Below are 13678 nucleotides of genomic sequence, written 5' to 3' on the forward strand. Positions count from 1 at the left end.
ATAAAAGTAGTAGTGAAAAAAAAGGAGGTAGAAGAATGGCGTGTACGGTAAGTGATTTTGTTGAAGTAGTAGGACTTTGTGATTTATCTAAGATTGATGTTAGTGAAGGAACTTTTAAACAGATTGCAATTAAAGAAACAGTAGAAGTTCCTGAACAAAAGCCTGACATAGAACAAATTTTAAAGGTCGTAGTTGATGGAGAAATAACTAGAACTAAAGTAATAGAGACTCCTGTAAGAACTGATAGTGAAGGTAATATAGTTCCGTCAACAGGTGGTCAAGAATTAACTGGTAGAAAGCTAATTATAGAAGGTAAAATTAGTGAAAAAGTTGTTTATGTAGGGGATATAGAAAGTGGTAGTCAACCAGTTCATTCGGCTGAATTTGAGGATATTCCATTTAGTACTTTTATTGTTCTGCCTGAGGATACACCATTAGAAACTCGGTTTAATGTTAAGATTTGCTTTGAAGATGTTTTTATAGAGCAATTAAGCCCACGAGAAATCTTTAAAAATTTAATAGTTTTACTTGTTGCTAATGAAAGATAATTTTTTTGTATTATTGTAGAAAAAAAAGGAGGTAGAAGGATGGCGTGTGTATTAAATAATTCTATTGAGATTGAAGGTATTTGTAAAAACTTCCCTAATAATTGTCAGGGAGCATTTACTCAGTTAAAAGTTCCAGAGATTTTAGAAATTCCAGAGCAAAAACCAGATATTGAGCAGGTTTTACAGGTTCTAGTTGAAGGAAAAGTAACTAATTTACGGATAATAGAAACGCCTGAAGAAACATCAGAAGAAGGGCAGGCTTTAACTGGTGAAAAATTGGTTATAGAGGGTAAGATTAGGCAAAAAGTTGTATATGTAGCTGATGTAGAAGATGGTAGCCAACCAGTTCATTCTGCTGAATTTGAAATTCCATTTAGTACTTTTATAGTTGTACCAAAATGTTATGTAGGTACAGTTAAGCCAGGTAAAGAAGATAATATTAATGTGCAAGTCTGTGTAGAAGATGTCTTTATTGAAACAATTGATCCTCGTAAAGTAATTAAGAGTGTTTTACTTTATATTAATGCAATCTTTCCACCAGCAGATGATGAGGATCCGAGTATAGATGAGATAATAACTTCGGTTCCGAATAATTTTACAATTGGTGATAATATTCTAATCCAAACTACTGTTAATGATAATTGTTCTTTAGATAGGGTTGAAATAGTTATTACAGATGATACTGGAGCTGAAGTAGATTCTTTAACAGAATCTGTTCGTGGAGAAACTAACGCTACAGTTACTTTTTTATGGGAAACTGAAGGGTTGACAGCAGGAGACTATACAGCATCAGTAACAGTTTATGATTGTGAAGGAAATGAAGCTAGTGATACTGCTACTATTGCTTTAATATAAGTATAATTTTAGAAGTATGATAAATATGTTCTGATTATCAGAACATATTTATCATTTATTATTATGTAGTATAGTTGAATAGATATAATAATTAGATAAATACAATAATTAATATGTTAGGAATGTTATCAGCAGTAATTATTACTTTAGTTAAACTAAAGCCAGGGTTAGATGACTACTTTCGGAAGGGAACTCCTATTCTAAAAGAAATTGATGATTTAATTGATGCAATATTATTAGAATTTCCTAATAATGATACTTTAAATACGATTAGTGATATCTTAGATAAGATAATTTCTGAGCTAAAAGAAGCAGGGTACAAAATAGATGAAGAACAGAAGAAGAAGATAGAAAATAGATTAAAAGCTAAAATAAGAAGAGAAGGAATTGAAATAGAATTAAATAATGAAACTAATGAATATAGTATTAGATTGAATTAAGTATTTATGCAAAGCCTCCCTTTATATTTATGGAGGCTTTTATTTTAGATAATAAGTACACTTTAAACTTGGTCACTTATGAACAATAAAAAACTATTACAACCAACTAATAGGAATACTTAACCAACCAACTAGTTTAGCTAAATTGATTTTTCTTTGTAAGAACATTTTTTTTACTGTTCTATTATTGAGTCCTTTAACTAATTTATCATATTGAGGATTAGATAATTTGGCTAATAACTTTCTTAACTTAAGCGATGTATAATAGTCTTGCTGAAAGTTTTTAGTTAATTTATTATAATTTTGATTTCTATTAATAGCTTGAGCTACTAAGATACCGCTTTCTATTGAAGTAAACTGACCAAACCCTAAGAAAGGCATAACAAAACCTCCGGCATGTCCTATAATATATGTATTATTAAATTCTTGAGTTTTGCTTTGTCCAATTTCGTATTTATCAATTTGAAAAGTATCTTTAATTCTAAAATCAAAGTTTAGTTGATTTAAGAAATTCTGCCATAGTCGTTTCCAATCTACTATATCATGGGGAGTAGCAATAGCTAATGAAGCTAATTTATGTCCTAAAGGGAGCATATAACCATATCCTTGGGGAGCAAAATTATGATTTAACCACATTTTAACTGTAGTAGCCTCAAACTTTCCTTCAATTGTTGCCCCTATAATTTTAACTGAGACATCTGTCTGGTGCCACTGATTAAGTCTTTTAGTAGTAGCTGGGTCACCAGTAGCTATAATAACCTTATCAAAATTGTTTTTGAGAGTATTGTAGTCAGGTTCAGTATTATAGTTTATATTACTAGTGATTAGTTTACCTAGTTGATTTTCTAGTGAACGTTCATGATTTCCTCGTGAGTTAATATAGCCTATATCTCCTACAATAGTAGCGCTTTCAGTTGGCCCATAAAACTCTATCTTTCTAATAGGTAATGTTGGTTGCAAGGGTAATTCATGATTGAGGCTTAAGTGATAGAATGCATCAGTAACTGGTAAATTGATTAGATGCATCATTGCTTCTCCGTTAACAAATCTAGCGCCTACTTTATGTTCCTTCTCAAATAAAACTGGAGAATATCCTGCTTGTTCTAATTTGTAGGCAGCTGTTAGACCACTAATTCCGGCTCCAATAATAGCAATTCTAATTTTAATTCCTCCTTTTTATAAAGGATTAAAAAAATTATAGAATTGATTACTATAGCTATTTAATCGGGGGACTTGATTTATTAAATTATTAATTGTTTTAGTTAATTGTTGCCAAGAGTTGGCTTCTATTATAATCTGATAAATAGAATAGACAACAGCTAATAAAGAAGAAACTATCAATAAATATAAGATTAGATTAATTAGTTTACTAGTAAAAAAGTCAATTAATTTTAACATATGTATTCTCCTTTTATTAAAGAGATTAGTATTATATATTCTGTAATAGTTAAGTATAAATTATACATTATATTCTGAAATAGATAACCCCTGGGCAGAAGAATCACTCCCAGGGGGAAAGAGTAGTTTTATTATTGTTGTTTTTGTTGTTCAGTTTGTCGTGCTTTATAAGATGGTTCTTCCTGCTCAACATAATTAACTCTATTCTCAAGTTGGTTAGTTACATTCTCTAAATCTTGAGCTAATTGATTATACATCTGTTGAGCTTGTTGGTCATTAGTACTTAAAGCAAAGCTTTCTAAATTACTTTTTGCTCCTTCTACACTAGTTAATGTTTGATGGAGTTGATCACCAACTGTCATATTATTAACTACCTCCTTTGTTATGCTATAAATTAGAATAACCTCTAGCTAAGAAAATATAACAAGTTAAATCAGGTAGATATATAAAGGATTTCCACTTTAATTCTAGAAAAACATAACAGGTATTTGGTAATAATAAACCGAAAGGAGTGGATAAAATGAGTAAAGTAATTATTCTTTTAGCTGATGGTTGTGAAGAAATTGAAGCTATCACTAATATCGATGTTTTAAGACGAGCTAGTGTTGAAGTAGAAACAGTCGCCCTTGATAAGTTAGAAGTAACAGGAGATCACGGAATTACTATTACAGCTGATAAGAATATTGATCAAGTTGATTTAAATCAGGTAACAGGGATTATCTTACCAGGTGGAATGCCAGGAGCTGCTAATTTAAGAGATGATCAACGAGTGATTAATATAGTACGTAAATTAGATCGAAATAATGATTTAATTGCTGCTATTTGTGCTGCTCCAATTGTATTAGAAGAGGCTGGAATATTAAAGGATAGATCTGTTACTAGTTATCCTAGCTTTGCTAGTAATTTACCATCTTGTGATTATCAAGTAGATAGAGTAGTTACTGCTGATAATTTAATTACAGGACGAGGGCCAGGTGTTGCTTTAGAATTTGCTCTTGAAGTTGTTAAGTACTTAGTAAGAGAAGAAAAAGTTAAAAAACTTAAATCAAATATGTTAACTAATTTTTAAAGATTCTAGATAATACCAGACAGTTTAACTATTGTCTGGTATTTTGCTTCTAACTTAATTATATGTTAATATTAGATTAATCTGTAAATTTATAAGGAGGATTATTCTATGAAGCAGACTAAAAAATTAGCGATAAATGGCTTATTAATTGCATTAGTAGCAGTAGCAACTATGGCTATTAAAATTCCAGTACCTGCTACGCAGGGATATATTCATCCTGGTGATAGTATGATTTATTTAGCTGCTATTTTATTTGGGGCAGAAGTAGGTTTAATAGCAGGAGGAGTAGGATCAGCATTAGCAGATCTTTTATTAGGCTATCCTCAATTTGCTATTATAACATTACTAGTTAAAGGCTTAGAAGGTTGGATTATTGGTTATCTAGCTTATAGAGAGAAACCTACAACCTCTTTAAGAGGAAAAGATATTATAGCTGCTTTAGTAGGGGGAAGTTGGATGGTAGCTGGTTATTATTTAGGAGAAGCTGCGTTATATAAAAGTTTTATAGCCCCTTTAGCAGAAATCCCAATGAATATAGGGCAAGCTATCGGAGGAGCTATTATTGCTTTTCCTATTATTTATGCTATTCTAAAGACGGATTTATTAGAATCGATTAAAAGTAATTAAGAAAGGTGATAAATATGCAAGCAGGTAAGATAGGGATCAATCAATTAAAAAAATTAGTATTAGATAAACTTTCTACACAAAAAGAGGAAGTTTTAGTTGGCCCGCAAGTAGGAGAAGATTCGGCTGTACTTGATTTTGGTGAATTTGTAGCTGTAATGTCTACTGACCCTATTACAGGTTTAGAAGAAGGAATGGGCAGTTTAGCAGTTAATGTAGCTTGTAATGATATTGCGGCTAATGGAGCACAACCAATTGGGATTCAACAAGCTTTATTAATTCCTCCTGAGACTACAGAAGAAGAGGTAATAGCTATTGTAGAAGATATTAATCAAGCAACTAAAGAATTGAAAATTGATGTCTTAGGTGGACATACTGAAGTAACTGATATAGTCAACCAGCCTTTAGTATCATGTACTGCTATTGGAAAAACTACTAAAGATAAATTTATTACTTCAGGTGGAGCGCAAATAGGAGATGATATTATAGTTACTAAGTGGACAGGATTAGAAGGTACAGCTATTTTAGCTAGTACTTATAAAGAAGAGTTGATTAATCTAGGAGTTACAGAAAAAGTAATAGAATCAGCTTTAGATTTAGCTAATGATTTAAGTGTAGTTCCTGAAGGACAACTAGGAGCTAAACTAGAAGTTAATGCTATGCATGATGTTACTGAAGGTGGTTTATACGGAGGATTATATGAATTGACAACTACTGCAGAAGTAGGCTTTAGAATTGAAAAAGAGAGATTACCTGTACATAAAACTACTAAAATTATTACTGATGCTTTAGAGGCTAATCCTTACCAATTAATTGGTTCCGGAATGATGCTCTTAACTTCTTCTCAAGGGGATAAATTGGTTAGCAAATTATCTCAAGCAGGAATTAAAGCTACTATTATTGGAAATATTATTTCCGAAAAGAGAGTTGTTAAAACTGCAAAAGAAGATTTAATAATTGATTCTGCTCCTAAAGATGAATTATGGCGGCTACTTAAGGAGGAATAGCTATAAAAGAAGCAATTTGTAAACAGTGTAATAATATTATGAGAAGAGAAATAGAAGCAGGGGAAGAAAATTATTTTTGTAAATACTGTGCTGATTATACTCCCTATCAATTTAAAGAAGCAAAAAAATTTTGTGATAAATGTGGTAAAAAAGTAGAAGTAATTAAAGGTTGTGGTAGTATTAGCTTCTTCTGCAATAATTGTAATGAATTAAGACCTAAAAAGAAAATAGAGACTGAATACTTTGAATAAATGAGCCAGTTAATTCTGGTTCATTTATATTTTTATAAATATAGTCATTTATTATATAGTCACTTATGAACATAAAAATAATAAAGGAATAAATAAAAAAATACATAAATTAAATAATAAACTAAAAGAGGTGATAACAATCACTAATAAAAAATATTTGAAACCAGAAAATTGGAAAGAAATATTAAATAGTTCCCAAACAGTTGATTATCCTATTATTTTTATTCATGGTATTGCTAAAGGAGTAGAGGCTTGGCAACAAATAGCTAATATAATTAGTAATCAAAACTACTATGAAATGAGATACATTGAAGAAGATAAAGTATACCACAATTACTATGGAGAAGAAGTTAAAAGTTGGATTTGGAGTATTTCTTATTATACAATTAATCCTATTGAAGAATCGTTATTTGGTAATTTAGATCTATATGCTCAACGATTAGATAAGATTATTGATTTAATTACTCAGATAACAAATAAAGATAAAGTAATTTTAGTAGCACATAGCATGGGAGGCTTAGTAGCTCGTAGATATATGTCACTAAAACAAGAGAATTGGAACCAAGTCCACAAATTGTTAACTGTAGGGACTCCCCATCAAGGAGTAATTACTTCAGTAGGAATTATAGGACAACTGAAGGATTTATCACAAGATAGCCAGTTTTTGAATCAACTTCAACAAGATTGGACATTATTAAATCAAGATATGAATTATAAAAAGTGGGGGGTTTTAGGGGCAGTTGATACAAATAAATTTTTTAGTAAATTAGATAGTCCCCGAGCTACTGATTCAGGCGGTCCAGGTTTTGTTCGTATTTCTTCAGCCATTCCTTATAAGGAATGGCAAGATGCTATTGCAGAACTAAATCAAGCTAATTATAATACACCTCACTTTGGTTTTAGATTAGCAGTAGAAGCAACTCATATGGATTTACTATTCCATCCTGGAACTTTTAAAGGAATTGAATGGACACTTAGCAAAGGAAAATAGAGGAGAAGACTGTTATCAATACAAATAATTACCTTTGCATTTTTTGAATAAATAAGAGAAAATATATTTAACGATGTAGCAATAACTGAAAAAGGGGTTATAAAATGAAGCTAAATACATTATACTATAAATTAATCACATATTTGCTATTGTTTACAATCATATTTCCTTTTATAGCAGGGGGCATATTAATCATTCCTGCTTATGCTAGTGATGGAGCAAGTACAAATAATTTTTTAGATGCTATCAAAGGCTTATTATCTTTATTCTTTCTTTCTTTTGTAACTGGTCAATCAGATGGAGAAGCTAATCCACCAGATCAAAATGATGTTAGTAATCCTTATCAATCAGCAGCTCAAGAAGCTCCAGTCAGCATTGATCAACCCGACCAAAAAAAAAGATTAAATTTAACAGATCAGGAATTTAAGACATTAGTTAAAGCAATTCATGGTGAAGCACGTGGTGAACCTTTTAAAGGCCAAGTTGCTGTAGCTGCAGTAATTATTAATCGAGTAAAAAGTCCTGAGTTTCCTAATGATATAAATAGTGTTGTTTACCAAAAAATCGGTGGTAGTTATGCTTTTTCAGCAGTTTTAGACGGCCAAATTATTGTAGAACTTTATAAGGTTGATGATAATATCTATGAAGCAGCAAATTATGCATTGAATGGTTGGGACCCTACCAATGGCTCTCTTTATTATTATAATCCTATTACTGCTACATCAAGTTGGATTTTTGAAAATACAACTAAAGTTCAAGAGATCGGTAATCATGTTTTTGCTGAGTTAAAGTAACCAGGACACATTAATGTGTCCTCTTTTTCTTTTTTTGATTAATTTTTAATTTTAAACAGGATAATAATAAATTATAAGGAATTATACCATGATAGAAAGGTGGTGAAATTATCAAACAAACACAATGGATTACTCGAACAGGTATTTTAGCTGCTTTAACTTTAGTAGTCCAAATGATAGGATTACCTATTTTTATTACAGGCCCATTAGTAAATATGTTTTTATTTTTAGCTACTAGTGTAGTAGGGGTTACAAGTGGTGTTTTAGTAGGTGGTTTAACTCCTTGGATAGCTTTAGTTAGAGGAATTTTACCCGCTCCTTTAGCTCCTATGACACCATATATTATAGCAGGTAATATTAGTTTAGTAGTTGTTTATTATTTAGCTAAACGAACTAATAATTATTTAGCAATTGCTGGAGCAGCAGGATTCAAGTATTTAGTTTTAGCTTATGCTGTTAAATCCTTTGTCCAAGTACCAGATAAAATTGCTAAAGTAATGCAAATTCCACAATTATTAACTTCTTTAGCTGGCGGACTATTAGCTATCTACTTAATTAAATTAATTAAAAAAGCGGATATAGATATATGAAATAAAAGGAGAGACTAAAATGTCCTATTTATTAGCAGTAATAACTGGAGTATTATTAGCCATTCCCTTCCAATTTCCTAAGTGGGCTTTAATTAGTTGGCTAGGATTAATTCCTTTCTGTTATGGATTAGAGGATGAAACACCTTACAAAGCTTTTAGGTTAGGTTGGTTAATGGGGAGTATCTTTTTATTAATTAGCGGTAAGTGGTTATTTTATCCGTTAATTAATTTTAGCGGTTATCCTTGGTTTATCTGTTTGTTATTACTTGTAATAGCACTCTCAATTATTGGGCTTTATTTTGGTTTATTTGCCTGGATAACTAAAATATTAGAAAAGAATTTAAGTATCTCTTTAGTAATTATACTTCCTTTGACTTGGACGGGAATGGAATATATAAGAACTTTATTTTCTTTTCAGTATTTATTTGGCTTTTTAAGTTATAGTCAAAGTGCTATTCCGGAATTGATCCAATTAGCTCAGTATGGTGGCCTTTATCTTGTTAGCTATTTAATTGCATTAGTTAATGTTATATTATACTTAGGTTTAAAAAAAGAAAAAAATGAAAACAAACTAACTTATATTTTAACAGCAATTTTAATTGTTGGTTTAATCTTTAGTTATGGCAATTTAGAATTAAATCAAGAAACAAAGGTGATAGATGAATTGCAATTAGGATTAATTCAACCTAATATCCCACAAAAAATGAAATTAGATGCAAGTAAAGAGGGCCAAATAATCAATAAGATCAACAACTTAACCAACCAACAAATGAAACAAGAGAAGGGTTTAGATTTATTGATTTGGCCGGAAACAGCCATTTTAAGAAATTATGATCCTCAAGAGAAATTTCCCTTTTATTTTGTTAAATCAATTCCTTTACTAGTTGGAGGATTTATAGAGAAAGATGGAGACTATCTAAATAGTGCTTTATTAGTGGAGGAAGATAATACTATTAGTAAATACTATAGTAAGAATAGATTAGTTCCTTGGGGAGAGTATGTACCCTATCCTAATCTACTATCTGATTTTATTACTAGTAATTTAAATCATTTAACTCCGGGAACTAAATTAAAAGATTTTGAATTAGATAATATCAGTTGGATTAATCCTATCTGTTCTGAGATTTTAAATCCCTTTTATATTCATAAATTATATCAAAATAATGACCTAATAATTAATATCTCTAATGAGGCTTGGTTCCAAGAAAGTAAAGCACCTTGGCAGATGTTACAAGCAGCTATTTTTAGAGCAGTCGAATATCAAGTGCCACTTATTAAGGTTAGTAATACAGGAATTAGTGGTCTAATAAATGACCAAGGAGAGGTGATTACTAGAACTGATTTATTTACTACAACTAGTTTATATCTTGACTTAAAAATTCCTGCTCGCTCTCCAACTATCTACCAGAGATTTGGTTACTTATTTGGGAGAGCAGTATTAATTAGTTTAGCTTTATTGCTTTTAAGAGCTTATCTAAATATAAATAGGAGTAGCTGATATCAGCTACTCCTATGATATGTAATTAAGTTAATTCTTTAGCTTTTTGTTGATTGATGATTTCCGGAGTAGATTCTTCCTGATCCTTGCTGAATAAATTAGTTATTACCCCTACCCCTAAAAGAAGCAAAGTAACAACATCAGCAATTATAATAATCCAGATTGTTATCTGACCTAAAGTTAATTCCATTAAATTTTCAAAGCCTAATACTTGCAAACCACTTTGACTATTAAAAGAAGAAATAAAGATTAATAGAGCAGCTACGTAAATAAAGCTATTTGATAAAAATCTAAATAATGATTTAGTAAAAATTTGTTTCTCTTTATCAGTAAAGAAATTTTTAAGTAGAATAATAGCTTCTATAATAACTACTACCATAAAAGAAATAGAAATAATTAATTCAGGATCCATTTTATCACTCCTTATTAGTTACCATTATTTTAACATATCAATTAAGTTAAAATCAATTATTTATTTGTTAAAGTTGATAATAAATAGTTATTTTGCTATAATTAATTGTAAGGCAACTTAATAGTTTAACTAGGGGAGTTCTAATTAGAACTGAGAAAGAGTTATTAACTCTTGACCCTTTGAACCTGATCTGGTTAAGGCCAGCGGAGGGAAGTTATGTTTGTTATTAAAGCAGACACAACTCCTAGCTGGGGGTTGTGTCTTTTTGTTTTAGAATAAGTTTTTATGTTCCAGTAAATAATAAAGGAGGAATAATTAATGCAGAAGTTAGAAATTAGAAAATTGACTGAAATGGGGATTGGTTTAGCTTTAGCAGTTATTTTAAATTATCTTAAGTTATATCAAATGCCCCAAGGGGGTTCTATTTCCTTAGAGATGATTCCTATTGTCTTTATTGCTTTACGCTGGAGCTTAAGAGATGGAGTCTTATTAGGGGCCGGTTATGGATTATTACAGACTATGCTAGGAGGATTTGTTGTTCATTGGGCCCAATTGATTCTAGATTATCCGGTAGCTTATGCTTTATTAGGTTTAGCAGGGGTAGTTGGTCAGATAGATTCTGATAAAAGTTTAGCAAATAATTGGTGGTTAGTTAGTGGGGGAGTCTTACTGGGAGGAAGTTTAAGATTTTTATCTCATTTTATTGCAGGAGCTATCTTTTTTGGAGAATACGCTCCTGAAGGACAAAGTGTTTGGCTTTATTCTGCAATCTATAATAGCAGTTATCTAATTCCTGAAACTATTATTACAATAGTTGTTATGTTAATTTTGATTAAATCATTAACTAATAATTCGGCTTTTGAATTAGGGAGTAATTAGTAATGAAACGAGTAATTGCTATAGTGAATGGAGCTTTAACTGGAGAAAAGGAGTTCTATCAGAATTATATCCAAGCGGAAGATAAAGTTGTCTGTGCAGATGGAGGGGCCAACTATGCTCATGAATTAGGACTAACCCCTGATCTTATAATAGGTGATTTAGATTCTATTACTCAAGAAATAAAACAAAAGTATCAAACTTTAGGAGTAGAGTTTAAAAAGTTTACAGTAGAAAAGGATAAAACTGATACCCAATTACTATTAGAAGAGTTAATTATTAAGGGATATAAAAAAATAATTGTCTTAGCAGCAGTAGGGAACAGACTAGATCATACACTAGCTAATCTTTATCTATTAGAAAAATTATCAACACCAACAGTGGAGATTAAGTTTGTTACCAGTCAACAAACTACTGAATTAATCACTAATCAGAAAATAATCACAGATCAAATAGGAGCTACTGTATCGCTACTACCACTTACTAAACAAGTTCAAGGAGTTACTTTGAAGGGGTTTAAGTATCCTTTAACCGAGACTACTTTAACTAGAGGTTCTAGTTTAACTATTAGTAATACTATCCAAGCTAAAAATGCTAAAATAAGTTTAAAACAAGGGAAAGTATTAGTTATAATCAATCACTAAACTTTATTTTTAATTACTGATATGTTAAACTACCGAATATAGGAGGTAGATTTAATTGGATAGAGAAGAATGTATTCTAACACCTGCTAATAGTTGTACTGATTGTGGTGAGTGTTTAATCTGTGATTTAGATGAGAGTAAGGAATGTGATAATTGTATGGAATGTATTGAAAATGATGCTGAATTTACAGCAATTGAGATTGATGACGTATTATATGAATAATAAAAATTGGCTCTTAAGAGCCAATTTTTTTATTTTTTATTATAATCAAGCTTTATTTTACCTATCTTAATAATAAATCAACTAAGGAGTGGTAAAATGGAGCAGATTAAAATAGGAATTATTGGAACAGGTCTAGCTTGGCAACGACTACATTGGCCAGCTTATCAAAAACTAACAGATAAGTACGAAATTGTAGCTTGTTGTGATGTAGAACTAGATTTAGCTAAAAAAGCTACCCAACTAGTAGGGATTAGTCAAGAACAAGCCTATCAAGACTATAAAACAATGATTCAACAAGAGGATCTGGATGCAGTGGATATTATGGTGCCTATTTCCCAAAACTTTGCCGTTTCTGAAGATGTAGCTAAAATGGGAGTCAATATAATCTGTGAAAAACCATTAGCTACTAATCTAGAAGAAGCCAGAGAATATACTAAATTCAGTGAGGAATATGATATTGAAGTTATAATAGCAGAGAACTTTCGCTATAATGAAGAAAATAATATCCTAAGAGATTTAGTAGCAAATAAAAAAATAGGAGAAGTTATTTACTTTATTAGTAACTTTATTGTTGATTTTCCTCAAGAAGCTCGCGGAGATACTTTTGGAGCTAAAGAGTGGCGTCAACATCCTGCTTTTCCTGGAGGCAGATTATTAGATGGGGCACTACATAACTTAGCTGGATTCCGTAAGGTTTTTGGCCCGCTAGATAGTTTACATGCTTTTGGCAAATCACAAGATGATGATTATGTTCCTTATCTATCTACTAGTGTTAACTTGAAATTTAAAAATGGTATTGTTGGTCAGTTCTCTTACTTTCCTAGTGGTAAGGAAATGCAAAGACCTTTAGTAGGTACTAGAATCTTTGGTCAGCAAGGAATGATTTATTTAGAAGAGAGACAGTGTGGAGTAATTAATATTGCCTATAATGATGGAAGTACAGAGAAAATAAAATATAAACCTAAGCAAGGATTTTATAATGAATTACTTAACTTTTATCATGGGTTAACTGGTCAACGAGAAATTGCTTCACCTCCAGAAGTTGAATTAGGTGATGTAAAAACAGTATTATCTATTCTGGAATCGGTAGAGGAAGATAAAGTAGTAAAGGTAGAATAATGGTAGCTGATGTAGTAGCAGATAAAGAAAGGAAATAGTTACACTAATTACTTTTGTTGCTGTAATAAATTATTGATATAATATAAATACTAATATCTATAATAGGAAGGGGATTGAAATGCTCAATAAATTACATGACTTTCTCAAAAATCTCGGCAGATTAAAACAACAAGATAAAATATCTACTATGCCAGAAGATGAAATAAAATGTGAATCTGATTATCTTAAAGCATTAAGAAGTATGCAACAGACTCCAGTTACAAAAGAGAATTCTCCCCAGCAACAAACTAATAATTAAATGATTAAAGCCCTGGCAAATTGCCAGGGCTTTCGTTATTT

Annotated in this window: 20 protein-coding genes and 1 riboswitch; of the genes, 16 read left to right on the top strand and 4 right to left on the bottom strand. The window is 30.8% G+C overall.

Annotated elements, in window-relative coordinates; translation table 11 throughout:
• Nucleotides 1–35 precede the first annotated feature (35 nt).
• The 3 genes from ACYQ3D_RS11840 (at nt 36) to ACYQ3D_RS11850 (ending at nt 1843) form a co-directional block, all read left to right on the top strand.
• Nucleotides 36–548, top strand: coding sequence for a DUF3794 domain-containing protein (locus tag ACYQ3D_RS11840; RefSeq protein WP_459838581.1), 513 nt, complete (start codon nt 36–38; stop codon nt 546–548).
• 39 nt (nt 549–587) lie between these two features.
• Entirely contained in the window at nt 588–1403 is an 816-nt protein-coding gene (locus ACYQ3D_RS11845) for an SPOCS domain-containing protein (protein ID WP_459838583.1), read from the top strand.
• A 122-nt stretch (nt 1404–1525) separates the two neighbouring features.
• The gene (locus ACYQ3D_RS11850; protein WP_459838585.1) at nt 1526–1843 is read left to right on the top strand and encodes a hypothetical protein; all 318 of its coding nucleotides are present in this window, start codon (nt 1526–1528) and stop codon (nt 1841–1843) included.
• A gap of 96 nt (nt 1844–1939) precedes the next feature.
• Here the strand turns inward: ACYQ3D_RS11850 and ACYQ3D_RS11855 are convergent, their stop codons facing one another.
• The 3 genes from ACYQ3D_RS11855 to ACYQ3D_RS11865 form a co-directional block, all read right to left on the bottom strand.
• Nucleotides 1940–3010, bottom strand: a complete 1071-nt coding sequence (locus ACYQ3D_RS11855; RefSeq protein ID WP_459838601.1) for an NAD(P)/FAD-dependent oxidoreductase — start codon at nt 3008–3010, stop codon at nt 1940–1942.
• Nucleotides 3011–3019: 9 nt separating this feature from the next.
• Nucleotides 3020–3241, bottom strand: a complete 222-nt coding sequence (locus ACYQ3D_RS11860) for a hypothetical protein (protein WP_459838586.1) — start codon at nt 3239–3241, stop codon at nt 3020–3022.
• Between the two features lie 131 nt (nt 3242–3372).
• Nucleotides 3373–3603: a DUF1657 domain-containing protein gene (locus ACYQ3D_RS11865; RefSeq protein WP_459838587.1), complete on the bottom strand. Its 231-nt coding sequence runs from the start codon at nt 3601–3603 to the stop codon at nt 3373–3375.
• 158 nt (nt 3604–3761) lie between these two features.
• On the opposite strand from ACYQ3D_RS11865, the gene ACYQ3D_RS11870 reads away from it, so the two are divergent.
• The 8 genes from ACYQ3D_RS11870 (at nt 3762) to lnt (ending at nt 10065) form a co-directional block, all read left to right on the top strand.
• Nucleotides 3762–4310 carry a DJ-1 family glyoxalase III gene (locus ACYQ3D_RS11870; RefSeq protein WP_459838588.1) on the top strand — a complete coding sequence of 183 codons (549 nt, stop codon included), beginning with the start codon at nt 3762–3764 and terminating at the stop codon, nt 4308–4310.
• A gap of 108 nt (nt 4311–4418) precedes the next feature.
• Nucleotides 4419–4937, top strand: coding sequence for an ECF transporter S component (locus ACYQ3D_RS11875; RefSeq protein WP_459838589.1), 519 nt, complete (start codon nt 4419–4421; stop codon nt 4935–4937).
• 14 nt (nt 4938–4951) lie between these two features.
• Nucleotides 4952–5941, top strand: coding sequence for an AIR synthase family protein (locus tag ACYQ3D_RS11880; RefSeq protein WP_459838590.1), 990 nt, complete (start codon nt 4952–4954; stop codon nt 5939–5941).
• Between the two features lie 14 nt (nt 5942–5955).
• Nucleotides 5956–6192 (top strand): YfgJ family double zinc ribbon protein, encoded by a 237-nt coding sequence (locus ACYQ3D_RS11885; RefSeq protein WP_459838602.1) that lies wholly within the window; start codon nt 5956–5958, stop codon nt 6190–6192.
• Nucleotides 6193–6322: 130 nt separating this feature from the next.
• Nucleotides 6323–7183, top strand: coding sequence for an esterase/lipase family protein (locus ACYQ3D_RS11890; protein ID WP_459838591.1), 861 nt, complete (start codon nt 6323–6325; stop codon nt 7181–7183).
• A 104-nt stretch (nt 7184–7287) separates the two neighbouring features.
• Entirely contained in the window at nt 7288–7977 is a 690-nt protein-coding gene (locus ACYQ3D_RS11895; RefSeq protein ID WP_459838592.1) for a cell wall hydrolase, read from the top strand.
• Nucleotides 7978–8105: 128 nt separating this feature from the next.
• Complete coding sequence (locus ACYQ3D_RS11900; protein ID WP_459838603.1) at nt 8106–8567, top strand: ECF transporter S component; 462 nt, start codon at nt 8106–8108, stop codon at nt 8565–8567.
• Nucleotides 8568–8586: 19 nt separating this feature from the next.
• Nucleotides 8587–10065: an apolipoprotein N-acyltransferase gene (lnt, locus tag ACYQ3D_RS11905; RefSeq protein ID WP_459838593.1), complete on the top strand. Its 1479-nt coding sequence runs from the start codon at nt 8587–8589 to the stop codon at nt 10063–10065.
• A 25-nt stretch (nt 10066–10090) separates the two neighbouring features.
• Here the strand turns inward: lnt and ACYQ3D_RS11910 are convergent, their stop codons facing one another.
• On the bottom strand, nt 10091–10477 hold the full coding sequence (locus ACYQ3D_RS11910; protein WP_459838594.1) for a hypothetical protein: 387 nt from the start codon (nt 10475–10477) through the stop codon (nt 10091–10093).
• Between the two features lie 121 nt (nt 10478–10598).
• A riboswitch (TPP riboswitch) is annotated at nt 10599–10706 on the top strand.
• An 89-nt stretch (nt 10707–10795) separates the two neighbouring features.
• Between ACYQ3D_RS11910 and thiT the strand changes: the two genes are divergently transcribed.
• From thiT to ACYQ3D_RS11935, 5 genes are all read left to right on the top strand, one after another.
• On the top strand, nt 10796–11356 hold the full coding sequence (gene thiT / locus ACYQ3D_RS11915; RefSeq protein ID WP_459838595.1) for an energy-coupled thiamine transporter ThiT: 561 nt from the start codon (nt 10796–10798) through the stop codon (nt 11354–11356).
• 2 nt (nt 11357–11358) lie between these two features.
• A complete protein-coding gene (locus tag ACYQ3D_RS11920; protein WP_459838596.1) occupies nt 11359–11997 on the top strand; it encodes a thiamine diphosphokinase in 639 nt (212 codons plus the stop codon).
• Nucleotides 11998–12052: 55 nt separating this feature from the next.
• On the top strand, nt 12053–12220 hold the full coding sequence (locus tag ACYQ3D_RS11925; protein WP_459838598.1) for a hypothetical protein: 168 nt from the start codon (nt 12053–12055) through the stop codon (nt 12218–12220).
• A gap of 96 nt (nt 12221–12316) precedes the next feature.
• Nucleotides 12317–13339, top strand: a complete 1023-nt coding sequence (locus ACYQ3D_RS11930; RefSeq protein WP_459838599.1) for a Gfo/Idh/MocA family protein — start codon at nt 12317–12319, stop codon at nt 13337–13339.
• Between the two features lie 118 nt (nt 13340–13457).
• Complete coding sequence (locus ACYQ3D_RS11935) at nt 13458–13637, top strand: hypothetical protein (protein ID WP_459838600.1); 180 nt, start codon at nt 13458–13460, stop codon at nt 13635–13637.
• Nucleotides 13638–13678: the final 41 nt, after the last annotated feature.

The organism is Halanaerobaculum tunisiense (assembly GCF_054657635.1).

What these genes read in the sequence shown, in the direction of transcription:
- ACYQ3D_RS11865 (WP_459838587.1), bottom strand. Translation starts at nt 3,603, where the DNA reads ATGACAGTTGGTGATCAACTCCATCAAACATTAACTAGTGTAGAAGGA.
- lnt (WP_459838593.1), top strand. Translation starts at nt 8,587, where the DNA reads ATGTCCTATTTATTAGCAGTAATAACTGGAGTATTATTAGCCATTCCC.
- ACYQ3D_RS11880 (WP_459838590.1), top strand. Translation starts at nt 4,952, where the DNA reads ATGCAAGCAGGTAAGATAGGGATCAATCAATTAAAAAAATTAGTATTA.
- ACYQ3D_RS11870 (WP_459838588.1), top strand. Translation starts at nt 3,762, where the DNA reads ATGAGTAAAGTAATTATTCTTTTAGCTGATGGTTGTGAAGAAATTGAA.
- ACYQ3D_RS11860 (WP_459838586.1), bottom strand. Translation starts at nt 3,241, where the DNA reads ATGTTAAAATTAATTGACTTTTTTACTAGTAAACTAATTAATCTAATC.
- ACYQ3D_RS11910 (WP_459838594.1), bottom strand. Translation starts at nt 10,477, where the DNA reads ATGGATCCTGAATTAATTATTTCTATTTCTTTTATGGTAGTAGTTATT.
- thiT (WP_459838595.1), top strand. Translation starts at nt 10,796, where the DNA reads ATGCAGAAGTTAGAAATTAGAAAATTGACTGAAATGGGGATTGGTTTA.
- ACYQ3D_RS11840 (WP_459838581.1), top strand. Translation starts at nt 36, where the DNA reads ATGGCGTGTACGGTAAGTGATTTTGTTGAAGTAGTAGGACTTTGTGAT.
- ACYQ3D_RS11875 (WP_459838589.1), top strand. Translation starts at nt 4,419, where the DNA reads ATGAAGCAGACTAAAAAATTAGCGATAAATGGCTTATTAATTGCATTA.
- ACYQ3D_RS11845 (WP_459838583.1), top strand. Translation starts at nt 588, where the DNA reads ATGGCGTGTGTATTAAATAATTCTATTGAGATTGAAGGTATTTGTAAA.
- ACYQ3D_RS11935 (WP_459838600.1), top strand. Translation starts at nt 13,458, where the DNA reads ATGCTCAATAAATTACATGACTTTCTCAAAAATCTCGGCAGATTAAAA.
- ACYQ3D_RS11895 (WP_459838592.1), top strand. Translation starts at nt 7,288, where the DNA reads ATGAAGCTAAATACATTATACTATAAATTAATCACATATTTGCTATTG.
- ACYQ3D_RS11920 (WP_459838596.1), top strand. Translation starts at nt 11,359, where the DNA reads ATGAAACGAGTAATTGCTATAGTGAATGGAGCTTTAACTGGAGAAAAG.
- ACYQ3D_RS11850 (WP_459838585.1), top strand. Translation starts at nt 1,526, where the DNA reads ATGTTATCAGCAGTAATTATTACTTTAGTTAAACTAAAGCCAGGGTTA.
- ACYQ3D_RS11930 (WP_459838599.1), top strand. Translation starts at nt 12,317, where the DNA reads ATGGAGCAGATTAAAATAGGAATTATTGGAACAGGTCTAGCTTGGCAA.